The sequence below is a fragment of the Streptomyces sp. NBC_00236 genome (assembly GCF_036195045.1).
Classification (GTDB): domain Bacteria; phylum Actinomycetota; class Actinomycetes; order Streptomycetales; family Streptomycetaceae; genus Streptomyces.
This window is the reverse complement of the sequence record NZ_CP108100.1, coordinates 2063936-2086811: the sequence shown is the minus strand read 5'-3', so window position 1 is coordinate 2086811 and position 22876 is coordinate 2063936. Positions and strand designations below refer to the sequence as shown.

Sequence of the window (22876 nt, the reverse complement as noted above, 5' to 3'; positions counted from 1 at the left end):
CCCCGTCGATCGTCCGACGGTGCCGCACGGGGGCGCAGGGGCCGGGACCGGCCGCTCCACCCGGTCAGCGACGGTGACGATGGCGAGCAACATTCCCGAGGGGACCACGAGCCCCGCCGGACTCGAGAGGGAACTCGACCGGATCGGACACGCCCTCGTCACGGGCCGGCTGACCACCCTCACCGGCACCTGCGGAGCCGGCCGGACCCGGCTGGCGATCCGTGCGGCCGGGCGCGTGCGGTCCCTGTACCGCGACGGCGTCCGATGGGCCGACCTCGCCCCCGTCCACGACGCCGACATGCTCCTCGCCACCGTCTCCGAGGCGGTGGGGCTGCGCGGCCACACACGGCGGACGCCCGTCGAGGAGCTGGTGCGGATGCCCGTCGAGTCGCTGGTCGAGATGGTGTGCGAACGGCTCGCCGGCATGCACCTCCTGCTGGTCCTGGACTCCTGCGAGCACGTGGGCCCCGCCTGCGCGCACCTCCTCGGCGAGATCCTCACGACCTCTCCCGGACTGACCGTCCTCGCCACGAGCGAGCAGCCCCTGGGTGTCAGGGGTGAGCAGTGTGTCGGCGTCCTCGAAGCCGGCGCGGACCTCGGATCAGCGCCTCGCCCTCCACGGTGAACCGCCCACATAGTGATTCCGGCTTGTGCGCCCTCCCGGCGAGCGGAAGGGTGGGGGCGACCACCGTCCCACGCCCGCTCAGGAGGCCGTCATGCCCCAGATCACCGTCGACTACTCCGCCGAACTCGACGGCTCCTTCGACCGTTCAGGCTTCGCGGGCGCGCTGCACCCGCTGATCGCCGAGACGGTCACCACGAAGATCGCCGCCTGCAAGACCCGCTTCCGCCGGGTCGAGGAGACGGTGGTCGCGGACGCACCCGACGGCGACGCGCTCGTGCACGTCGACATCGCGCTGCTGCCCGGCCGCACCCCGGAGATCAGGGCGCAGCTCACCGAGTCCGTGCTGGAGCTGCTGGCCGCCCACATCCGGCCGGCCGGGGAACTGACCCTCCACCTCTCGGCCGAGACGCGCGACCTCGACCCGTCCTACCGCAAGCGCTGAGGGTCTACCGCAGCCGCTGCGGAGGCACGGCCGGCACGGCGGGCGCCAGCGAGGAGAGCCGCACCAGCAGATCTCCGAACGGTCCGTCCGCCGGCTCCTGCGCGAGGACCCGCAGCACGACGCCGGCCATCTCCTCGTTGTACGCGGCGCTCACGGCGGCCAGCGCTGCGAAGTCGTGGACCAGCTGCAACTCCAGCTCGGCACGCGGGATGCGCCGCCCGTCCAGCCACATCAGGGCCGTCGATTCGGCGAGCGAGACCCAGGACCTGACGACCAGCTCCAGCCGGGCCGGGGGTTCCTCGACGCCCAAATGGGCCAGGATCTGCTCGCAGGCCGCCTGGCGCACCCCGTCGACCATCGCGTCAGCCGTCGAGGAACCCACCGCGGGACCGCCCCGCATGAGGGCCGCGAACCCCGGCCCGTGGTCGTCGACGAAGTCGAAGAACCGCCCCATGACCCGCAACAGCCTGGCCCCGAGAGGTCCTTCGCGCGGCTCCAGGAACCGGGCCGCCAACTCGTCCGCCGCCCGCCGCAGCGCCGCCTCGTAGAGGCTCTGCTTGCCCGGGAAGTAGTGGTAGACCAGCGGCCGGGAGATCCCGGCGGCAGCGGCGATCTCGTCGATCGACACCTCGTCCGGGGACCGGTGACTGAACAACTCCAGCGCGACGCCGATCAACTGCTGCCTGCGCTCCTCGACGCCCATCCTGCGCCGTACCCCGGTCGTCATGAGGAACAGGGTACCGACCGGCTCCGCCGGCTCTGTGCAGTGCGGTGGAAGCCGCCACGTCAGAGGTCCAGCACCAGCCGCCCGCCCCGGCACCGCGACACGCAGATCAGCATCGAATCGCCCCGCTCCGCGTCCGTCAGCAGGTCGTCCCGGTGCTCGATCTCGCCCTCCAGGACCCGCTGTTGGCACGTCCCGCAGAAGCCCTGCTCGCAGGAGTACGCGACGTGCGGCAGCTCGGCACGTACGGCGGCGAGCACCGACTGGCCGGCCGGGACCGGTACGGTGCGGCCCGAGCGGCGCAGTTCCACCTCGAAGGGGGCCGATCCCGCGGCGTCCCTCCCCGGCGCGGAGAACCGTTCCAGGTGCAGGGTGCGGCCGGGCGGCAGCGCGGCCGCGACCGCGTCCATCAGGGGTTCGGGGCCGCAGCAGTGGACTGCCGTGCCCTCGGCCGTGTCCGCGAGGACCGCCGCGATGTCCGGGTGGCCGGCCTCGTCCTGCGGGACGACCGTGACCCGGTCACCGTCGGCGCCCAGTTTCTCGATCTCCGCCAGGAAAGGCATCGTGGTCCGGCTGCGTCCCCCGTACAACAGCCGCCAGTCGGCCCCCGAGGCGGCCAGCGCGCGCACCATCGGCAGGACCGGTGTGATGCCGATGCCGCCGGCGACGAAGAGGTAGGAGGGGGCGTTGGCCAGCGGGAAGCGGTTGCGCGGGCCCCGGACCTCGACCTCCCGGCCCTCGTGGAGCAGGGCGTGCACCTCGCGCGAGCCACCCCGGCCGTCCTCGGCCAGCCGGGTCGCCACGGTGTACGCGGTGCGGTCGGCCGGGTCGCCGCACAGGGAGTACTGGCGGACCAGCCCGGACGGCAGCACCAGGTCCAGATGGGCGCCGGGCTGCCAGGGCGGCAGGTCCGGGCCCTCCAGCCGGAGCTGCACGACCCCGTCCGCCGGAGTGGTCCGCCCGGTGACCAGCAGCCGCCGCCCGGTGGTGGAACGGCGCTCGGCCCGGCCCGATACGGGTTCGTCCAGTGCGGGCAGCGGCCACAGCGGGGACGTCTCGATGCGGCGGCGCATCGCCCGTTTGGCGAGCAGCGCGGCGCCGGCCAGCACGGCGACGGTACGCAGACGGGGCAGGGGCAGGGGCATGGATCAGCCGGCTTCCGTCGTACGGGCCTCGGCCGCGACCGCGGCGGGCGAATGGGCGAGGTAGTCGACGGCCTGCGCCGTGCTGCCCTCCTGGGAGGGGTGGTACGTACGGCTCAGATAGCGCGGGATGGACCGCAGCATCGCGGGGGTGCTCGGCAGGGTGCCGTGCCGGCCGCTGCGGTAGAACCGGCCGAAGGACGCCTTGCCGTCCAGCAGGCTCGGGTCGTTCTCCATGAAGAACCGGGTGCCGCGCTGCCAGAGGAAGAGCAGCGCGGAGAAGGCAGTCGCCCAGGTCCGCACCCGCCGCCGGTAGCCGCCGTCGACATGCATGAACACATCGAAGGCGACCGAGCGGTGCTCGACCTCCTCGGCGCCGTGCCAACGCAGCAGATCCAGCATCGTGGGATCGGCGCCGCGCCGGTCCAGCGCGTCGGCGTTCAGGATCCAGTCGCCGAGGAACGCGGTGTAGTGCTCGATCGCCGCGATCGTCGCGACCCGCTCCATCAGCCACCACCTGCGCGCCCGGCCCGGCGGCAGCGTCCGGTCGCCGAGCAGCTTCTCGAAGAGCCAGTCGACCTGCGCGGTGTACGGGGTCGGGTCGAGGCCGAGGCCCTTCAGATGCGGGAGCACGTCGTCGTGGGCCTGGGAGTGCATCGCCTCCTGGCCGATGAACCCGATGACGTCCTGGCGCAGCCGCTCGTCGTGGATGTACGGGAGCACCTGGCGGTAGACGTGGATGAACCAGCGTTCCCCGGCGGGGAGCAGCAGATGGAGCACGTTGATGGTGTGCGTGGTGAACGGATCGCCCGGCACCCAGTGCAGGGGCGTCCTGTCCCAGGCGAAGGAGACCCGACGGGCCTTGAGCGCGGTTCGCTCCGACGCGACCGCCGCTGGCTGCGTGTTAGACATGCTGTCAATGTACTGATGGGTAGGGGCGGGCGACAGGGGCGTGCACGCGATAGTTCCCGGCCGCCAGGCCTTCGCGCGGTGGTGCTCAGCGCAGCGCCCCCGCCCGGCTGCCGTCCGCCAGCCGCCCGTTCAGCTGTGCCCGGTCGCCCGCCCCGGCCCGCACCGCGAGCAGCCGCCCCCGCACCCGGGCCGTCACCCCGCCGGACGTGGTCAGCGACGCGAACTGCTCACTGCCCGCCGCGAGTACGTACCACCGGCCGCCGTGCGACTTCCACAGCACGCCCGCCAGCACCTGGGGAGCGCGCGCCCCGCACTCCGGCGTGTTCTCGGCGCGCGCCGCGACCACCCCCGGCGGCCCGCTCGACGAGGGCCGCCCGGACGGGGCCTGGAACTGGGCGAGGGTCCTGCTCCCGGTGCCCCGCCAGGTCTCCGCCCGGGTGCACAGCCACTGGGCGGTGCCGTTTCCCTCGGGCAGCGGCTGCTTCGCGTACAGCCATGAGTTCACCTCGCGCACCCCGTGCGCGCGTACGGCAGGCAGCAGGCAGGCGGTCCGTGCCAAGCTCGCGTACTCCGTGCGCCCCGAGACGTCGTGCGGACGCTCCGGCGGGCCCGAGGTCAGCCGGGCCGGCGCGAGTTCACCGAGATCCGTCACCAGTCGCACGGCCCCGGCGTCGGCCAGCTCGACCGCGTACCAGGACCGGCAGCCGGGTGCGGCCGCCGGGCCGGGCAGCGGGCCGGTCACCCCGTCGGGGGAGCGGTGCAGCGCCCGCGGCTCCCGGCCGGGGGCGAGCAGATCCCGTACCCGCACCTGCCGCACCCAGGGCGCCGTCAGATAGCGGACCGAGCCCCCCGCCCGCTCCACGACCAGGGCGCCCGCCGACGCCACGTCCGCCCCGTCGACCCGGGCGAAGTCAAGTGCCGCGCCCTCGGACGGATCGGCGTCACGGGGCTCCGCGTACCGCACGACACGCAGCCCGTCGTGGAACAGCACCACCGCGGACGGGCCCACCTCGCCCGCGTACAAGAGCTGCGGCGCCCCCATCGGCGGACCCACCGGCGTCCCCGGCGTCGCCGACGTCCGCACTCCGTCGCCGGGCCGCGCCCACACCCGTAGCGCCCGCCGCAGCAGCCGGGTGTCCTCGGTACGGTCGCCCCGGGTGGGCCAGGCGGTGAAGTCGGTACGCGGCGAGCGCTGCCAGAACGTCGCCGGAACCCTTCGTAACGCCCCCGGATCCAGGGCCTCTTCGGCGGCCGGGTTGCGTGCGTACAAGGGCGCGGACAGGGAGCCCCGGCTCCAGCCCTCACCCGGCAGGCCCAGCAGCGCCCCGCACACGAGCAGGGCGGCGAAGCCGGCCAGCGCCGCCCGGAGGTATCTGCGGCGGCGCGCCAGATCAGGCGGACGGGCCTGGAGCGAGCAGGGGTCGAACTCGGGCGATGCCAGCAGCGCATAGGCGGCGGGCACCCCGTCCGCCTCCATCAACGCCGCGTGCGGGTCGGCCACTCCGGCATCGGACAGCACCCGCCGGACCTCGCCGTCCGCCAGCCCCTCCAGACCGCGCAGGACGAACGCGGCCCGGGCCGCCCCGCTCACCGCCGACAGCCGTTGGTCCAGGGCGAGTTCTTCGGCGCCCCCGGAGTGCGGGAACAGCCGGATCCCCCAGGTCAGCGGGAGGAGCGGCGGGAACCGGTCGCGGCGCGGCAGGTACCGCGGACGCACCGGCCGCCCCGCCGTCAGCGCGCTCCGCAGCACCTGCCGCCGGACGTAGGCGTAACCCGGGTCGGCCGCCTCCGCGCGGCCCGGACGGCGGGGCAGCGGCACGGCGCCGCCGTCCACGGGCCCGGCTCGGTGCGCCGCCTGGAGGGACCGCTGGGCCAGCGCGTGAGCCGTGAGGACGCGCCGGTCGCGGCTCAGCGAGTGCGGCAGGACGAGATAGCCGAGCCGGGCCAGCCGGGGGTAGTGCTCGACGAGCGCGGCCTCGGGCTGCCCCGCATCGGCCCGGGCGGCGGCTGGCGGTACCTCTGACAGTGGACGCACGTTCAGCAGAACGAGCGAATCGTGCGATGGTCACTCCGGGGGTTGCGCGGGCCCGTCACCGGCCCCCCAGGTGTATCGCCCTTCTGGCGTTCGGCTGCCAGGACCCGGCCCGGAACGGCACGATGGCCGGATGACGAAGCGGAACGGTACGCGAAGGGCGGCGCGGCACGCGTGGTGCGCGGCCGTCGTCGTGGGCCCGGTCCTGCTCGCGGGATGCGCCGGCGGCGGTGACGGGGACGGGAACGACATCCCGCCGACCGCCACCGGCACACTGGAGGAACTCGCCGCACAGGCGCACTGCGAGCCGAAGCTGCAGACCGACGCGCAGGAGCTGCGGCAGGCCAACTGCACCACGGACGACGGGCGTTATGTGCTGGCCACGTTCGCGACCGACCGCGGCCAGCGGGAGTGGATCAACGAGGCCAACGACTACGGCGGCTCGTACCTGGTCGGCCGCAGGTGGGTCGCCGTCTCGGATGCCGCGGTGATCGCGGCACTGCGCGGCCGGCTCGGGGGGACGGTGGAGACCGCCTCGCCGCACCACTCGGGAAGCGGTGGCGTCGGGGGGAGCGAGGCAGGGGACTCCGGTCACCACGGGAGCTGACCGCGCAGGGTGTGCGGGGGTCGGCCGTCAGCGGCACGTGCGCCCGCCGTTGACGCAGCTCACCACCTTCCGCATCAGCCTGTCGTCGAAGACGTTGATGAAGTCGCCGTGGTCGGTGACGGGTTTGTGCAGCTGCTCCGGGAAGGAGTCGACGGCGAACCCGGGCCCCGGAGGCACGTCGTAGACGATGCGCTGGACCAGCTGCGGAATGGCCCGGAAGCCGTCCGGGCACCTCCCGTCGTCCTGCGCGAACGCCACATGGGTGCGGTGGTTCGCGCTGTCGGTGTTCTGCCCGTCCCAGCAGCTCTGGAAGGCGAAGGAACGGACGACCTGGCTGTCCTCGGGACAGATCGGGTACTTGTCCTTGAGCTGCCGGTCCTCGAACCCGGTGCAGCTCCAGGAGGCGTTGGCGTTCGCGTCGCCGTTGGTGAACGCCTTGGCGTCGCCGGTGATGATGCGCAGGAAGCGCGGCATGGCCGTGACCTTCCCGGTGGGGTTCCCGACGAACTTCAGCGTCACCTGGGACGGCGTCCGGATCTCCCCGACGTTCTGGTCCTTGCCCCCGCCGTCGGCTTCGGCGTCGTTCTCCGCCGCCCCGTTCTGCAGGCGGAGCACGGGCCAGTAGTACGTGGACCGGTCGCCCTGGTTGCGGCAGGTGGTGTCACCGGCCGCCAGGTCGTCGTCGCCGGAGAAGGCGTCCGTGGCCTGGTTGCCGACGTAGTCGTGCATGTGGTGGGCGCCGTTGGCGACTCCGGGGGCGGCGATGACGTTGTCCGGATTGAACTTCCCGTTCTGGTTGCGTCCGCACTCGGTGGTGAAGGTGCCGCGTGAGGCGCCCCGGAGCCGGGCCGGCCTGTCGACGTTCGGCTGGACGGACCGGATGTCGACGAAGTCGGATTCCTCGGGACCGTTGCCGCCCTGACCGGCGTCCTGGCCCTCGTCGTCGCCTCCGCCTCCGTCGTTTCCGCCGTCTTCGCCGCCGCCTCCGCCGTTTCCACCGTCTTCGCCGCCGCCTCCGTCGTTACCTCCGTCGTCGCCGGAACCGTCTTCGCCGGAACCGTCGTCCGTGGGCCGGTCCGTCGGCTCGGCCGCCTCGTCGTCCGCGCGCAGACTGCACGGGGCCAGCGAGCCGAGTCCCTCCGGACGCTCCGCTCTGCGGCCGATCGCGGTCGCGATGCGGTCGATGCTGGCGGTGCGCCTGGCCTTCAGCGGGTCCAGCACGGCGTTCTGCGCGAGCTGCGGGTCGCGGGCCATCCGGTCCCGTCGGTCGGCGAACTCCCGGTAGGCATCGGTGATCTGGGTGTCCATGGCGGCCAGTTCGCGGTCGACCTCCGCCCGGGCCTCGCCGGGAACCTCGGGGATCTCGTTGACCACTTCGGGGCAGTCGATGGTGGAGGCCTGGCGGACCGGCTGCCAGCTCCGTTGGGAGGAGCCGGGCGAGCCCTCGCCCGCAGAGGCGTAGACGTTGACCGCGGCCAGCCCACCCCCGCCCAGGATCAGTGCGGCCGAGGCGATGATCGCCCGGTTGGCCAGGGTGGAGCGTTTCTTGCGCGATGTGCGTCCCATGGAACTCCTCGGACTCCTCAGGCTTCGCGGGGGAGAAGCGTGACGTTCCATACGGCGCCGGCGCGCGGGCCGTTCAACGAGAGGCGGAATCCCTGATCGGGGACGGCTGTCAAGTGTCAGGCGAACGGCGCCAGTTGGGGATCGATCGGCGAGTCCGTCAGGCGGTTGGCCAGGGTCGACATGGTGTAGGTGCCGATGCCCAGGACCACCTCCAGTGCGTTGCGGTGGGTGTACCCGTGTGCCAGGAACGACTGCAGCGTGGGCTCGTCGACGGCCCCGCTCGCCGCCAGGACGGCCAGGGTGAACTGCCGTACCGCTTCCAGCCGTTCGTCCGGCAGCGGGGTCCCGTCGCGCAGGGCGGCGATGATGTCCGCGCCGGCGTCGAGGGCGGTGAGCCGCGCGGTGTGCATGGCCACGCAGAGGTGACAGCCGTTGCGGCCGGCCACCGTCATGATCAGGGTCTCCCGGGAGAGCGGGTCCAGGGTCGTCGACTCGAAGAGCGCGCTCATCTTCAGGAAGCCGCTGAGCAGCTCCGGGGAGGAGGCGAGGCGGCTGACGGCGACAGGCAGGTAGCCCTGCTTCTGTGCCACGGCCGCCATGGTGGAGCGGGCGGCGGCGGGGGCGGACTCAAGGGTGTGGTCGGGGAAAGCGGTGGCGGACATGGAAGGCCTCTCGCGATAAACTCGACAACGTGGTTGACGAAAAGGTAAACCGAGTTGTCGAGTTTCGCAATGGCTGAGCGCCCGGACGGCGCCCCTGTCGAGGCGGGAGCGGGCTTCGAGCTGCCCGTTCTGCTCTTCGGCGGCTTCCGTTCGATCATCGACGCCCTGCATCACGAACTGGCCGAGCAGGGCCACCCCGACATGAGTCCCGCATACGGGTACGCGCTCCAGGCGGTGGGCCGGGGCGGGTCGACCGCCAGTGAGATCGGCCGGCGGCTGGGGGTGTCCAAGCAGGCCGCCGGGAAGACCGTCGAGAAGCTCGAAGGCCTCGGGTACGTGGAGCGCGTCGACGATCCGCAGGACGGCCGCCGCAAGCTGGTCCGGCTGTCCCCGCGCGGGATCGACATGCTGGTGCGGTCGGCCGAGGGCTTCGACCGGCTGCGCGCCGAGTGGGTGCGGGTGCTCGGCGCCGAGCGGGTCCGCGCCATGGAGGCCGATCTGCGCACCATGGCTGCCGCGGACGCGTTCCGGCTGGATATGGCCGCCTGGTTCAACGGCTGAACGAGCGGATGAGGGCTTGGACTTTGCGAACGAGAGATAGGACGTATCGAGTGCGCACCCTTCCTGTGGGCCGCGCCATGCGGCAACATGCACGCGTCGGCACCCGAAAGACCCGACCACTTGTGGTCGTGAATGGGAGGGAACCATGGCACGACGCACCCATGTGCGCAGCGCGCTCGCACTGGCGGCGGCCGCCGCGCTCATCCCCGTACAGGCCACGGCGCAGCAGTCCGCACCCCAGCGGTCCGCATCGTCCGCCGCCCCGTGCGACGCGCCCGTGAGACCCGCGTCGCAGATGACGGTCGAGTCCTGCGACAGCCCCGACCGGATCATCGAGAAGGCCGCGAACATCGTTCCCACACCGGGCCAACTGGCCTGGCAGCAGCGCGAGGTCACCGCCTTCACGCACTTCGGGATGAACACCTTCACCGACCGTGAGTGGGGTTCCGGCACGGAGGACGAGAAGCTCTTCGCACCGAAGACCATCGACGCCGACCAGTGGATGCGCGCGTACAAGGCGGCCGGCGTCGAACAGGTCATGCTGACCGTCAAGCACCACGACGGCTTCGTCCTCTATCCGAGCCGCTACACCGACCACTCGGTCGCCCTCAGCCCCGGCAGCCCCGATGTCGTCGCCGCCTATGTGAAGGCCGCCCGCAAGGCGGGCCTGAAGGTCGGCCTCTACCTCTCGCCCTCCGACGGCGCCGAACTCCCGCACGCCTGGCACGCCGAGTGGGTCGAGAAGATCCGGGCCAAGCAGGCCGAGGGCAAGCCGCTGAGCCTGCCCGAGCGGATGGCACTGGAGGACGGTGACCGCGCCCCCGCCGGTCAGGGCCGGTTCGGCAACGGCAGCGCCGTCACCGAGCGCACCATCCCCACCCTCGTCCCCGGCGACGACCGGGCCGCCCGGGTGAGGAGCGGCGAGCTGCCCACCTTCAAGGTGCGGGCCGACGACTACGACGCGTACTACCTCAACCAGTTGTACGAGATCTTCACCCAGTACGGCCCCGTCGAGGAGCTCTGGCTCGACGGCGCCAACCCGTGGTCGGGCTCCGGCATCACTCAGAAGTACGACGTCAAGCAGTGGTTCGACATGGTCAAGGCGCTCTCGCCGAACACCGTCGTCTTCCAGGGCCCCCAGGGCGTCCGCTGGGTCGGCAACGAGTCGGGCGTCGCCCGGGAGACCGAGTGGAGCGTCACCCCGCACACCACCGACCCATGGACGGGGCTCGGCGGCCTCCCCAACGACTCGACCGACGCCGACATCGGCTCGCGCGCCAAGCTCCTCGGCCCGGACGTCAACTACCTCCAGTGGTACCCGGCCGAAGCCGACGTCTCCAACCGGCCCGGCTGGTTCTACCACGAGGATGAACAGCCCAAGACCGCGGCGCAGTTGCTGAACCTGTACGAGAAGAGCGTCGGCCGTAACGCCTCGCTCCTCCTCAACGTCCCGCCGGCGCCCGACGGCCGGATCGCCGAAGCGGACATCGCGTCACTCACCGCGTTCGGCAACGACGTGCGCCGGATCTACGGCAGTGACGTACGGACCCAGGGCCCGGCCCCGTACACCTTCGACCGGGTGGCGGTCCGCGAGGACATCAGGCACGGCCAGCGGGTCGAGCGGTTCGCCGTGGAGGCCCGGATCGACGGGGCCTGGCAGCGGATCGCCGAAGGCACCACCATCGGCCACGAGCGCATCCTGCCGCTCCCGGCGGCCGTCACGGCCACCTCGGTCCGCGTCAAGGTGCTGGAGTCCAGGGCGAAGCCGTACCTGGGCACCACGACGCTGCACCTCACCACCGCGCCGGCCGGTTCCTGACCGGCCAGGAGCCCGCGCATCCGGGCCGGACCCTGACCCGGCCCGGATGCGCGACCCGTGTCACGCCCGCTCCCTGGTCCGGCTATCCCTGGTCCAGGTACGCGAGCACCGCGAGAACGCGGCGGTTGTCGTCGTCGGAGGGCGGCAGGTCCAGCTTCCCGAAGATGTTCGACGTGTGCTTGGCCACGGCCCGCTCCGTGATCACCATGTGTGAGGCGATCGCCGCGTTCGAACGGCCCTGGGCCATCAGCTCCATGACCTCCCGCTCCCGCGGCGTCAGCCCGCCCATCGGCTTGTCCTGCGCGCGCCGCGACAGCAACTGCGAGATCACCTGCGGGTCCATCGCCGTGCCGCCCGCCGCGACCCGGCGTACCGCGTCGATGAACTGGTCGGCGTCGAAGACCCGGTCCTTGAGCAGGTAGCCGATCGCCCCGTTTCCGTCCGCCAGCAACTCGCGCGCGTACAACTGCTCGACGTGCTGGGAGAGCACGAGCACCGGCAGCCCCGGCCTGGCCCGGCGGGCCGCGAGGGCGCACTGCAAGCCCTCGTCCGTGTGCGACGGCGGAAGCCGGACGTCGACCACGGCGACGTCCGGCTTCAACTCGGCAAGAGCCCGGGCGAGTTCGGGCCCCGTCTCGACGGCGGCCGCGATCTCGAAGTCGTACGCCTCCAGCATGCGCACCAGGCCGTCGCGCAACAGGAAGAGATCTTCGGCTAGGACAACTCGCAAGGGATCTCCATGGTCACCATGGTGGGACCGCCCGCGGGGCTGCTGACGGCCATGATGCCGTCGAATGTACCGAGTCGGCGTTCGATGCCGCTCAGGCCCGATCCCTTCCCGGTCGCCGCACCGCCCTTCCCGTTGTCCGTGACCGAGATCCTCAGCATGCCGTCGACGTGGTTCAGGTCCACCCAGATCCGGTCCGCGCCCGAGTGCTTCGCCGCGTTCGTCAGAGCCTCGCTGACCGCGAAGTACGCAGCCGACTCGACCGGGGCCTCGGCCCGGCCGTCCAGCTCCACGTCCACCTCGGACGTGATCGGTATCCGCAGCGCCAGCGCCCTGACCGCATCCCCGAGACCTCGCTCGGCGAGAACCGGCGGGTGGATGCCCTGGACGAGGTCGCGCAGCTCGGTCAGTGCCTCGGCCGACGACGCACGGGCCATCGCCAGGAGCTTCTTGGCCTGGGCCGGGTCCTTCTCGATCAGCGCCTCGATCGTGCCGAGGTTCATGCCCATGGCGACCAGCCGGGCCTGCGCCCCGTCGTGCAGATCCCGCTCGATGCGCCGCAGTTCGGACGCGGCGGTGTCGACCGCCTCGTGCCGGGTCGCGGTCAGCCGGTCGATGCGCAGGGCGAGTTCCTGCTCATGGGCGGGGGCCAGCACCGAGCGGGCGAGCACGAAGTGCGCCCGCAGCAGCCGCTCGCTGAGCAGTACACCGGCTGCGAAGAGCGCCACGCCGAGCGCGGCGGCGACCAGCCCCGACGCCTGGCTGTCGACGGGCACGAACGCGTACCAGTACCGGTCGTCCGTGTAGACCCGCCACAGCCCCGCCGCCAGGACGAAGCCCTCCGCCGGGTAGATCATCAGCGCCGCCGCCAGGGTCGCCACCACGTAGCCGGCCGTCATGTCGACCATCAGCCACTGGATGTCCCGCCACGTCGCCGGGTCCTTCAGCATCAGCGTGGTGCGCTCCACCTGGCCGGTGAACCCGCTGCGCACGTCCTTCGGCAGGGGCCGGTACGGAACGGGGATGCGGACGTCCGACCACGTGATGGCCAGCAGCCTGCGCTGGTTGGCGTGCTTGCGGACCGCCGTCAGCACCCAGGGGGTGGTGACCAGGCCGATGCCCAGCAGGATGAAGGCGAGGGAGAGCACCGTCAGTACGAACAGGGTGAGCGATCCCGCCAGCGACGCGACCGACAGCACCAACCCGCGTCCAGCGGCCAGCAGCGCCGCCCTCACCCGTCCCCGTGTCGTGTTCATCCTGATCCCTCTTCCCTCTCCGGGCCGGTCCTGTCCGGCCTGTTCCGCCGGACGTGCCCTGGCCGGGCCGCCGTGCCGGCCCCGGTCCGTACACAGTCTGACGCGGCGGGCCCCGCGGGCGTCAGCCGTTTCGCCACCCGGCGGGGGTGTACCTACCACCACCCCCCGACCGGCGCCCTACGTCGCGCCGAGTGGGGGCTTCGACGGCTGGGGCGGCGGACCCGGAATTCCTAGATTCGTTGTGTCCGGTCCGACGCCTACACAGGGGGCGAACAACACCATGAGGCCCAACCTCGCGGCACGTATCGGTGTGTGGAGCACACACCATCGCAAGACAGCCATTCTCGGCTGGCTGCTCTTCGTCGTACTCGCCGCGGGCATCGGCGGGGCGTCGGGGATGGTCGAGATGACCAACGCCGAGAACGGCGCCGGCGACTCGGCGCGCGCCGAGCAGATCCTCTCCGACGCCGGCCTCGGAGACCGCGCGGGTGAGCTGGTCATGGTGTCGTCGACGAAGCCCGACGGCTGGCGGACGGCGGCCGGCGAGCTCACCGCGGCCATCGGCCGGACCGGCGAGGTGACGGACCTTGCGGCCCCGGTCCCGTCCAAGGACGGCAAGGACGCGCTGATCACCTTCGAGATGAAGGGGGACGCGGCCACCTCCAGCGACCGGGTGCAGCCCGTCCTGGACGCCGTGGCCGGGGTGCAGGAGGCCCGACCGGACGTCACGGTCCACCAGTTCGGCGAGGCCAGCGCCGGGAAGTGGCTCGGCGACCTGCTCTCCGACGACATGAAGAAGGCCGAGTTCACCGCCGTACCCCTGGCGCTCGGCATTCTGCTGGTCGCCTTCGGAGCCGTCGTCGCCGCCCTGCTGCCCGTCGGGCTCGCGCTGACCGCCTGCATGGCCGCGTTCGGACTGCTCTCGCTCGCCAGCCACCAGCTGCACCTCTTCCAGACCACGTACTCCGTGATGTTCCTGATGGGCTTCGCCGTCGGCGTCGACTACTGCCTCTTCTACCTGCGCCGCGAACGCGACGAGCGGGCCGCGGGACGCGACGCCGAGACGGCTCTGCGCATCGCGGCGGCGACCAGCGGCCGGTCCGTGCTCGTCTCCGGGCTGACGGTGATGGTCGCGATGGCCGGCATGTTCCTGTCGGGCCTGATGCTGTTCAAGGGCTTCGCCCTCGCCACGATCATCGTGGTCTTCATCGCCATGATGGGGTCCGTGACGGTCCTGCCCGCCCTGCTCTCCTGGCTGGGCGACCGGATCGACGCCGGACGGGTGCCACTGCTGAACCGGCGCGACAAGCGCGGCAAGAAGGAGAGCGGCAGGATCGCCGGCAAGCTGCTGCGGCCGGTCCTGGCCAAGCCGAGGTTCTTCGCCGCCGCCTCGGTCGTCGTCCTGCTGGTACTCGCCGCACCGGCCCTCGGCATGAAGACCGAGTCGCTCGGCCTGGAGAAGCAGTTCGGGTCGGACTCCGCACTGTCCGTCGCCTACCGGCACATCAACGAGACCTTCCCCGGCGGTCCCGCCCCGGCCCAGGTGGTCGTCGAGGCCGACGACATCGAGGCCCCCGCCGTACGCAAGGCGCTGGCCGGATTCGACCAGGTGACCGTCCACCGGGCGCAGGACGTCGCGGAGATCGAGGTACCGCTGCCCGACGGCGAGGCCGCCCTGACCGAACTGAGGGAGGACCGGCTGCCGGCCGCGTTCGAGGGCACCGGCGCCCGGGCCTATGTCACCGGTGAGGTGGCCGGGTCCGTGGACTTCAACGACCAGCTGAAGCGCGGCATCGTGCCCGTCTTCCTCTTCATCACCGCGGTGACCTTCCTGCTGATGCTGTTCTGCTTCCGCAGCTACGTCATCGCCGTGACCTCGATCCTGCTCAACCTGCTCTCCGTGGCCGCCGCCTACGGCGTGATGACGGCCGTGTTCCAGCACGGCTGGGGTGCCTCGCTGATCGGCTCGGAAGGCGTCGGCGCGATCGAGGCCTGGATGCCGCTGTTCGTCCTCGTCGTCCTGTTCGGGCTCTCGATGGACTACCACGTCTTCGTGGTCTCCCGGATCCGCGAGGCCCACAGCCGCGGCCTCTCCACCCCGGCCGCGATCGACGAGGGCATCCGGCGCACGGCCGGCGCGGTGACCGGCGCGGCCGTGATCATGGTGGCGGTGTTCTCGGTCTTCGGGACGCTGTCGATGCAGGACATGCAGCAGATGGGCGTCGGCCTGGCCGTCGCGGTCCTGCTGGACGCCACGATCGTACGGATGGTCCTGCTGCCCTCCGCGATGGCGCTGCTGGGCGAACGGAACTGGCGCACCCCGCGCGGCCTGCGCCGCCTGCCGGAGCCGGACCACGGCGAGCCGCAGCCGGAGCCGGACCACGCGGCGGCCCCGGCGATGCACGGCTGACCCCGGAGCTACGCAAGGGCCCCGGCTGCGGTACGTACCGCAGCCGGGGCCCTTGCGGGTGAGATCAGGGCGTGTACTTGTAACCGACGCGCCGCACCGTCTGGATCGACCGGCGGTGCTCCGCACCGAGCTTGCGGCGCAGCCGGGCGATGTGGACATCGACGGTGCGCCCGTCGCCCACATGTCCGTAACCCCAGACCGTGGTCACCAACTGGTCGCGGGTGTGCACCCGGTGGGGGTGGGCGACCAGATGGGCCAGCAGCTCGAACTCCAGGTAGGTGAGGTCGAGCGTGTTCCCGTTCACCGCGGCCGTGCGCTGGACGGAGTCGATCCGCACCGGCCCCGTGCCCGCGTCCTCCAGCACCTCCGGCACCACGTACTGGGCGGCGGCGGCCGCGATGGCCGGCTGCTGATCGGCGGGGACGAGCACCAGGTATCCGACCATCGGCGGCCGGCCCGGCAGCGCCGGCAGGGTGTGCTGGGGCGCGGGCAGCCAGGTGGCGCCCGGCGTCAGGAACGCGGAGACATCGGCCGTCCGGACGACCTCGTCCGGAGCGACGGCGCGCAGCCGGTGACGGTTGGGGGAGGGAGGACGGGAAGGGGCGGTCGCAGCGGTCGCCGACGGCGCTGCGGTGGCAGCGGCTGCGGCGGAGAAGATACGGGTGTTCGCCATGAGGGTCAGCTCTTTCGCGCGAGGGAGTCGTCTGTGGACGGACCTGCTTCGTGCGCGCGGACCGAAGACCGGGGTGAGCGGTGTTAGAGGGCCCGCGCGTTCAACGCGCGGCAACACACCCGGTCGAAGTCGTGATGCTGACGGGAGGGCCAGAACGGCTCGAGGTCGCTGCGACCTGACGAGGTGTGCTGGATGCTGGCCATGTCCCCATTGAACCAGAGAACCGTGCGCGGGAGCAGACCTCTCTCACCCGTCGATACGGACCCTTTGCCATGGACCCGGACCGCTCCCTGATCCGGCCTGACCAGACGGGAGACCCCGGGGCTCAGCCCACCAGCCGCTTCCGCCAGTCCAGGCCCGTCAGTTCGATCGCCCGGTCCGCCGAACCGTCCCACTCCACGGTCAGGCCGGCTTCGCCCAGCACGGCCGCCACCTCCCGGCCGACGGCCGCGGCCGTCTCCGCGGACTCGTCGAACCCGCCGTAGTACAGGGTCAGTCCGTGCCCCGCCGCGGCGCTCTCCGTGCCCTGCATGTGGAAGAAGACGAAGCCCCTGGCGTCGTCCCGCCCCTCCGCGCGGATCTCTCCGACTCCGCACGACCTGCAGCACGTGAAGTGCTCCCGGGCGGTGATTCCCCGCCCGTCCAGCACGGCGAAGGCCTGCTCCAGCCGGTCCGGATCGGTCACGTCCGCCCACCGCTGCTGCTCCTCGACACGCTCCAGCCACAGCCGCTCCACCAGCTGTCGCGCCTGCGCGCGGGTCACCGGACGCACGCCGTCCTTCACCAGGTACTCCTCGGCCGACTCGGCGAGATCCGCCACACCGCCGTACCCGCCGCGGAGCAACGCCCGTACGTGCTCCTCCAACTGTCCGCGGATGTCCGCCGCGATCTCCGGTACGGCCTCCGGTTCCGGCAGGCCGGCGCTCTGCCAGCCGATACCCGTGTCCCACCCGCGTTCCTGGCGGGCCCAGCGCGTCATCAACGCGGCGACCTGCCCGGGCGTCTCGACGAGGGCGCGGACATGGGTGGCGGCTCCGCCGGTGCGGTGCTCCACGTCGTACCCCCCGCCGACCTCGTGCCACACCTGGATGAACGTGCCCGGGATGTCCGGGACCCGCTCCACGACCAGGAAGCGGTCACCGGTCATGCCGATCCGGTGCACGAGGGCACCGAGCTCCCGGTCCGAAGGGCGGGTGTGGGTCTGGTGGTTCTCGGTCGCGATTCTGATCTCAAGCACGTGAGCAGCCTGGCACACCGCACTGACAGTGCTCCGTGCACAACGAGGGGCGCCCACCGGACCAACGGCGGGCGCCCCTCGTACGGACGGATGGTGCGGGCGGGATCAGACCTGGTCGGCCTTCTCCAGCGCGGTGCAGCAGGTGTCGACGATCAGCCGGGTGACGACGTACGGGTCGACGTTGGCGTTCGGACGACGGTCCTCGATGTAGCCCTTCTGGTCCTGCTCGACCTGCCACGGGATGCGGACGGAGGCGCCGCGGTTGGAGACGCCGTAGCTGTACTCGTTCCACGGGGCGGTCTCGTGCAGACCGGTCAGCCGGTCGTCGATGCCCGCGCCGTAGTTCTTGACGTGGTCCATCGGCTTCGAGCCCTCACCGAGCGACTCGCACGCGGTGATGATCGCGTCGTACCCCTCGCGCATCGCCTTGGTGGAGAAGTTGGTGTGCGCGCCCGCGCCGTTCCAGTCGCCCTTGACCGGCTTCGGGTCGAGGGTCGCGGAGACGTTGAAGTCCTCGGCGGTGCGGTAGAGCAGCCAGCGGGCGATCCACAGGTGGTCGGAGACCTCCAGCGGGGAGACCGGACCGACCTGGAACTCCCACTGGCCGGGCATGACCTCGGCGTTGATGCCGGAGATGGCCAGGCCCGCCTTCAGACAGTTGTCGAGGTGCTTCTCGACGATCTCGCGGCCGAAGATCTCGTCCGCGCCGACGCCGCAGTAGTAACCGCCCTGCGCGGCTGGGAAGCCGCCCTCGGGGAAGCCGAGCGGCCGGTGGCCGTCGAAGAAGGTGTACTCCTGCTCGATGCCGAAGATCGGCTCCTGGCCGGCGAACTGCTCGGCGACCGGACGCAGCTCGGCCCGCGTGTTGGTCTCGTGCGGGGTCATGTCGATGTGGAAGACCTCGCACAGGACCAGGATGTCGTCACCGCCACGGATCGGGTCCGGGCACGTGAAGACCGGCTTCAGCACCCGGTCGGAGGCGTGGCCCTCGGCCTGGTTGGTGCTCGAACCGTCGAAGCCCCAGATGGGCAGCTCGGCCACGTCGGAGGACGGGGAACCGGGCATGATCTTGGTCTTGGAGCGGAGCTTGGCGGTCGGCTCGGTGCCGTCGATCCAGATGTACTCAGCCTTGAACGTCACGGAAGCCCATCCTTTGCGGGTGCTGCGGTCTATGCAGCGCAGCTTCGCAAGACGCGATTTCCCGACCGTTGCCCTCGTGTGAACCCCGTGTTACCGAGGTTTCCTGCGTAAGACGGACCGGCGGTGGGGTGACGCCTACCGGCTGCCGCGGTCCCGGAGCAGCGACTCGAATCCGGCGGCCCGGATCCGCCGGACCAGTTCCTCCCGGCTGGTGCCCAGTGCCTCCGCCGCCCGCGGGAGCAGCCAGTCCGCGTCGGCGAGCCGTTGCAGCAGATGCCCGCGCCGGACCTGTGCCTCGGACAGCCGGAACGTCTTCAGGTAGGCGACCTGCCCCTTGTGGTCGGTGATCGTCTCGCCGATGTGCTGCCCGCCCCGGTTGCGGAGGAACGGCGGCAGGAACCGCCACAGCGTGAACGACCCCATCCGGTACACCCGGTCGAAGCCGTACGAGCTGTCCAGCAGCTCCCGTGCGAAGAGCGTGTCGTGCGCCTCGCCCCACTCCCGCTCCTGCTCCCGCGCGGCGGCCCGCAGATCGGCGAGCGTCCGCATGCGGGGGCCGTCCGGGAGACGGGCACCGAAGCCGGCCACCGGGGCGCCGTACATCGCGTATTGATGGACCAGCTCCCCGTACAGGTCCTGGACGAGCGTCGGATGCAGCAGGCGGTAGTCGTCGGGATGCGGGACCACGAAGGCGGCGGCGAGCGCGTCGGCCGCGTACACCATGACCCCGCACTGGCCGGGATGGATCTCGAACGCCCGCAGCGCGTCGCCCAGCCCGCGCACCGACCATCCCAGACAGGCGTCCTCCGCCCGCGGCGAGAGCCCGTCGCGCAGCGCCTGGCGCGACCACTCCTCCCAGGCGGTCGTGGGCCCGCCGAAGTGCAGCGCGAGATAGCCCTCCATCGCGAGGTGCAGCGGCAGGAATCGCAGCCGGTTCCCCGCCTGCCGCTTGGCCAGGCGGTGGTGCCGGTGGCGCGGCAGCGTGAGCGTCCTGGGCGGGGCGTGCGGCGGTCCGCTCCCGCCCTGAGCGCCGAGCTGTGTCCCGTACGCGGCGGTGTTCGTCCCCTCACCCGCCCAGTCCGCGACGAAACCGTGCGGGATGTACGAGGTGTAGTGGGTGCGCGGACCCACCTCCACCGTGCCGGTCCCGTACCCCGTGTACACCTCCCGGTGCAGCCGGAGCCCCTCGACGGGCCTCTCGCGCACCAGCGGTACGAGCCGGATGCCGCCCCACACCTGCGCGGGGCGGGCGGTGAGTCCGGTCAGTTCGAGCCTGTTCACGGCGTTCCTCCCGACGGACCGGTGTGCACGAACCGGGCGACCTGCCGGTCCAGGTACGCGTAGAGCTCGGCGGGCCCGGTGCGCCCCTCGGAGAACTGCGCGATCTCCACCAGCGCGGGCAGGTCCTCCGCGTCCCGGATCCCGGCCGTCGGCACGCTCGGGGACAGCCGCCTGACGTCGAAACCGTCCGCGTCGTATACAGGGTTCACATGGACCACCGCGGTGCGCCGGTCCGGATCGAGCCGGGTCCGCCACACCCGCAGCACCTCACCGGCCAGCCCCGGCGGGGCGTTGTCCCAGCCGTCCGAGACGATGACCAGCCGGTCCGGGCCGTGCTCCAGGGCGTCCAGGACACGGAGGCCGAGCGGCGTCGGCCCCCACGGCCTGACCAGCAGCGGATCCGTCGCGCCGCTCGTCCACAGCGGGGTGTACGCGCCGGGCGCGGCAAGCGCCTCCAGCAGGAAGTGGCAGGCCAGCGCCACGGCGAGCGGACGGCGCCGCTTCTCGCCCGAACCCGACGAGGAGTAGCTGTCGTCGAGCACGGCGGCGACCCGCCCCCAGCTCGCGGCATGCGGGCCCGCCGCCCGGCGGGCAGCGGCGCGCAGGGCGGCGGTCAGCTCCGTGCGGTGCCGCACGCGCAGCTCGGTATCGAACGTCAGGACGTACAACGCGAGCCGGGTCAGCGGCATCACGGTCAGATCGACATCCGCAGGCAGCGCCGCCGGGGCGGCCTTGCTGCGCTGCTCCTGGGTGCGCAGCCGCTCCAGCCGCGTCATCCGGGGCGTCATCCGCTCCAGGAACGCCTCGCGCTTCATGCCGTGCCGGGCGGCGAATCCCTCCGCGACGGTGAACGGCAGCTCGCCCACGGCACCCTGCTCGTAGTGGGCGCGGCGCCAGGCGTCGAGCAGCTGATGCCGGTAGCGGGGGAGCTTCCCCGGCCGGAAGAGAAAGGCGCCCAACTCGCCGTCCGGCGCCGCCCCCGGCTGCACCGTGCCGTCGTCGAGCCGGAGATGGGCGTGGCGGACCGCGGTCTTCAGCCCCGCGCGGTACTTCACCGCGTCGTGCGCCGGGTCCGGCCGCGTGGCCAGCCAGTCGCGCATGATCGCGCGGGTGCGCCGGTTGTTGACCTTGGACGCGCGCAGCCCCCGGAACAGCCGGTACACCCGCTGCGGCGGCAGCTTCGCCAGCCGGGCCGCGATCAGCCGTCCCTCGGTCCGCTTCTCCTCGGCCGAGGCGTCGGCGGCGTACTCCAGCAGACCCCGCACGATGCGCACGGCGTTGTGGTCGTTGATGTCCAGGGCGAGCGAGGCCGCGTACACCCGGCGGTAGTTGACCCGTACGTACGCGTGCAGGAAGTCCAGCGAGAGCTGCTGGTGGTACGCCCCCGAGTGGAACTCGCGCTGGCCGGTCGCGGTGATCGCCGCGTTGACGAACAGGAGCACGTCCTCGGCGGCGACAAGATCGGCAAAGGTCTCGGTCGTCATGGTGATTCCCCCGTGGTGTTCCGCACGGCGGTACGCCCATGTGGAAGCCGGCCGGGGAATGAGGGGGCGAACAGCGATGTGTGTGCTTCAGCGTGATCTTGCGAGGAACCCCGGGCGTTCACGTCCGGGAGGAATCGCATCGTGTGGTTGCGACGCGGAGCGTCGCGGTGTCTTCCGGGCGCGGAGCGCCCGGAAGGGGGTGTCCGGCGGAGCCGGAGAACGCCGGGGTCGAACAGGTGGTCGCTGGTTCGCTGGAAGGTGGGACTGGTTTACGGAAGTCGCCCACATGTCCGGTGAGGTTTGTACGGTCATCGGTATGAAGCTCGTGGTGCAGGTCAAGCTCGTGCCGGATGCCGTGCAGGCGTCGGCTGTCGAGTCGACCCTGCGCGCGGCGAACGAGGCGGCCTGTTGGATGTCGGAGGTCTCCTACCGGCATTTCGGGTTGAAGGGATCGGTCCGTGAGCTGCGGGGGCTGTGCTACGGCGAGTTGAAGGGCCGGGGGTTCGGTGCCCAGGCTGCGCAGCATGTGATCAAGCGGGTCGCGGACGCCTACCAGGCGCTGCGGGCCGGCATCAAGGCCGGAAACCTCGGCGCTGCGGGCTCGAAGCGGCGCGTGAAGGCGCAGTCCAAGCCGATCGTGTTCCGACCGGATGCGGCGCACACGTACGACGACCGGTGTCTGTCGTGGAACTACGACGCGCGGACGGTGTCGATCTGGACGCTCGCGGGCCGGATCAAGAACATCCGCTTCGCCTGTTCGGCCGGGGCGCTCAAGCAGCTCGCCGAGCACCGCCAGGGTGAGTCCGACCTGGTCCAGCGGGACGGAAAGCTGTTCCTGGTCGCCACCATCGACATCCCCGAGCCGGAGGTGTTCGAGCCCAAGGGCTGGATCGGAGTGGACCGCGGTATCGTCAACCTCGCCACCACCAGCGACGGCGACAACCACTCCGGGCGCCGCCTTGGCCGATACCGCAGGTGGCAGGCACGCAAGAAGGCCGAGATCCAGGCCAAAGGGACACGGTCCTCCAAGCAGCTGCTGAAGAAGCGGGCGCGCCGGGAGGCCCGGCACGCCACGCACATCAACCACAAGATCGCCAAGACAGTCGTTGCTGTCGCCCTACGCACCGAACGCGGCATTGCTCTGGAAGAACTGAGGGGCATCCGCGAGCGGGTCACGGTCCGACGCGACCAACGAGCACGACTGTCCTCCTGGCCCTTCCACCAACTCGGCACCTTCATCGCATACAAGGCGCGCCGCGCCGGGGTGCCCTACCTGGAGGTGGATCCGGCCTACACCTCGCAGCGCTGCCCGCGCTGCGGGAACACCGAACGGGCCAACCGGCCCACCCGGGACCACTTCTCCTGCCGGCGGTGCGGCCTCGCTGGGCCCGCCGACCACGTCGCCGGGGTCAACGTGCGCGACCGCGCACGCTCGGCGTGGGTATTCGTCAACATGCCCGACCCGGCCCCCGCATAACGCGGCGACCGGTGAATGTGCCCCGTGACCGCCCTGCCGTAGGGGGCAGTCGGGAGCATAAGCAACGCCCTGACAGGTACTCAGCCTCCAAGCTCGGTC

20 protein-coding genes are annotated in these 22876 nt (G+C 71.7%); 7 read left to right on the top strand and 13 right to left on the bottom strand.

All coding sequences use genetic code 11. The features are described from left to right. Window positions 1-79: 79 nt before the first annotated feature. Both OG446_RS09225 and OG446_RS09220 read left to right on the top strand, forming a co-directional pair. Window positions 80-625 (top strand): hypothetical protein, encoded by a 546-nt coding sequence (locus OG446_RS09225; protein ID WP_328893556.1) that lies wholly within the window; start codon window positions 80-82, stop codon window positions 623-625. Between the two features lie 91 nt (window positions 626-716). After that, window positions 717-1067 (top strand): 5-carboxymethyl-2-hydroxymuconate Delta-isomerase, encoded by a 351-nt coding sequence (locus OG446_RS09220; protein ID WP_328893555.1) that lies wholly within the window; start codon window positions 717-719, stop codon window positions 1065-1067. 4 nt (window positions 1068-1071) lie between these two features. On the opposite strand, the gene OG446_RS09215 is transcribed toward OG446_RS09220, so the two are convergent. The 4 genes from OG446_RS09215 to OG446_RS09200 form a co-directional block, all read right to left on the bottom strand. Continuing rightward, window positions 1072-1794 (bottom strand): TetR/AcrR family transcriptional regulator, encoded by a 723-nt coding sequence (locus OG446_RS09215; protein ID WP_328893554.1) that lies wholly within the window; start codon window positions 1792-1794, stop codon window positions 1072-1074. A gap of 59 nt (window positions 1795-1853) precedes the next feature. Then, on the bottom strand, window positions 1854-2930 hold the full coding sequence (locus tag OG446_RS09210; protein WP_328898247.1) for a PDR/VanB family oxidoreductase: 1077 nt from the start codon (window positions 2928-2930) through the stop codon (window positions 1854-1856). Between the two features lie 9 nt (window positions 2931-2939). After that, window positions 2940-3845 carry a metal-dependent hydrolase gene (locus OG446_RS09205; protein WP_328893553.1) on the bottom strand — a complete coding sequence of 302 codons (906 nt, stop codon included), beginning with the start codon at window positions 3843-3845 and terminating at the stop codon, window positions 2940-2942. Between the two features lie 85 nt (window positions 3846-3930). After that, on the bottom strand, window positions 3931-5880 hold the full coding sequence (locus OG446_RS09200) for a hypothetical protein (protein WP_328893552.1): 1950 nt from the start codon (window positions 5878-5880) through the stop codon (window positions 3931-3933). Between the two features lie 130 nt (window positions 5881-6010). Here OG446_RS09200 and OG446_RS09195 point away from each other — a divergent pair, with 130 nt between their 5' ends. Next, a complete protein-coding gene (locus OG446_RS09195) occupies window positions 6011-6484 on the top strand; it encodes a hypothetical protein (RefSeq protein ID WP_328893551.1) in 474 nt (157 codons plus the stop codon). 27 nt (window positions 6485-6511) lie between these two features. On the opposite strand, the gene OG446_RS09190 is transcribed toward OG446_RS09195, so the two are convergent. Further along, window positions 6512-8050 (bottom strand): DUF1996 domain-containing protein, encoded by a 1539-nt coding sequence (locus OG446_RS09190; RefSeq protein WP_328893550.1) that lies wholly within the window; start codon window positions 8048-8050, stop codon window positions 6512-6514. 116 nt (window positions 8051-8166) lie between these two features. Further along, window positions 8167-8712 (bottom strand): carboxymuconolactone decarboxylase family protein, encoded by a 546-nt coding sequence (locus OG446_RS09185; RefSeq protein WP_328893549.1) that lies wholly within the window; start codon window positions 8710-8712, stop codon window positions 8167-8169. Window positions 8713-8781: 69 nt separating this feature from the next. Here OG446_RS09185 and OG446_RS09180 point away from each other — a divergent pair, with 69 nt between their 5' ends. Both OG446_RS09180 and OG446_RS09175 read left to right on the top strand, forming a co-directional pair. After that, a complete protein-coding gene (locus OG446_RS09180; protein ID WP_328893548.1) occupies window positions 8782-9273 on the top strand; it encodes a MarR family winged helix-turn-helix transcriptional regulator in 492 nt (163 codons plus the stop codon). A 145-nt stretch (window positions 9274-9418) separates the two neighbouring features. Next, window positions 9419-11092 carry an alpha-L-fucosidase gene (locus tag OG446_RS09175; protein ID WP_328893547.1) on the top strand — a complete coding sequence of 558 codons (1674 nt, stop codon included), beginning with the start codon at window positions 9419-9421 and terminating at the stop codon, window positions 11090-11092. 82 nt (window positions 11093-11174) lie between these two features. Here the strand turns inward: OG446_RS09175 and OG446_RS09170 are convergent, their stop codons facing one another. Both OG446_RS09170 and OG446_RS09165 read right to left on the bottom strand, forming a co-directional pair. Continuing rightward, window positions 11175-11822 carry a response regulator transcription factor gene (locus OG446_RS09170; protein ID WP_328893546.1) on the bottom strand — a complete coding sequence of 216 codons (648 nt, stop codon included), beginning with the start codon at window positions 11820-11822 and terminating at the stop codon, window positions 11175-11177. After that, window positions 11807-13075: a sensor histidine kinase gene (locus tag OG446_RS09165; RefSeq protein ID WP_328893545.1), complete on the bottom strand. Its 1269-nt coding sequence runs from the start codon at window positions 13073-13075 to the stop codon at window positions 11807-11809. The genes OG446_RS09170 and OG446_RS09165 overlap by 16 nt, the downstream gene beginning before the upstream one ends. Window positions 13076-13355: 280 nt before the next feature. On the opposite strand from OG446_RS09165, the gene OG446_RS09160 reads away from it, so the two are divergent. Continuing rightward, a complete protein-coding gene (locus tag OG446_RS09160) occupies window positions 13356-15485 on the top strand; it encodes an MMPL family transporter (protein ID WP_328893544.1) in 2130 nt (709 codons plus the stop codon). A gap of 64 nt (window positions 15486-15549) precedes the next feature. Here OG446_RS09160 and OG446_RS09155 read toward each other — a convergent pair whose 3' ends face one another. From OG446_RS09155 to OG446_RS09135, 5 genes are all read right to left on the bottom strand, one after another. Then, entirely contained in the window at window positions 15550-16158 is a 609-nt protein-coding gene (locus OG446_RS09155) for a winged helix-turn-helix domain-containing protein (protein ID WP_328893543.1), read from the bottom strand. A gap of 325 nt (window positions 16159-16483) precedes the next feature. After that, window positions 16484-17395, bottom strand: coding sequence for a DUF6891 domain-containing protein (locus OG446_RS09150; RefSeq protein WP_328893542.1), 912 nt, complete (start codon window positions 17393-17395; stop codon window positions 16484-16486). 105 nt (window positions 17396-17500) lie between these two features. Further along, window positions 17501-18535, bottom strand: coding sequence for a glutamine synthetase (gene glnII, locus OG446_RS09145; RefSeq protein ID WP_328893541.1), 1035 nt, complete (start codon window positions 18533-18535; stop codon window positions 17501-17503). Between the two features lie 135 nt (window positions 18536-18670). Beyond that, window positions 18671-19816 (bottom strand): ARPP-2 domain-containing protein, encoded by a 1146-nt coding sequence (locus OG446_RS09140; RefSeq protein ID WP_328893540.1) that lies wholly within the window; start codon window positions 19814-19816, stop codon window positions 18671-18673. Beyond that, entirely contained in the window at window positions 19813-21300 is a 1488-nt protein-coding gene (locus OG446_RS09135; RefSeq protein WP_328893539.1) for a hypothetical protein, read from the bottom strand. The genes OG446_RS09140 and OG446_RS09135 overlap by 4 nt, the downstream gene beginning before the upstream one ends. A 316-nt stretch (window positions 21301-21616) precedes the next feature. Here OG446_RS09135 and OG446_RS09130 point away from each other — a divergent pair, with 316 nt between their 5' ends. Further along, a complete protein-coding gene (locus OG446_RS09130; RefSeq protein ID WP_328893538.1) occupies window positions 21617-22777 on the top strand; it encodes an RNA-guided endonuclease InsQ/TnpB family protein in 1161 nt (386 codons plus the stop codon). Window positions 22778-22876 lie beyond the last annotated feature (99 nt).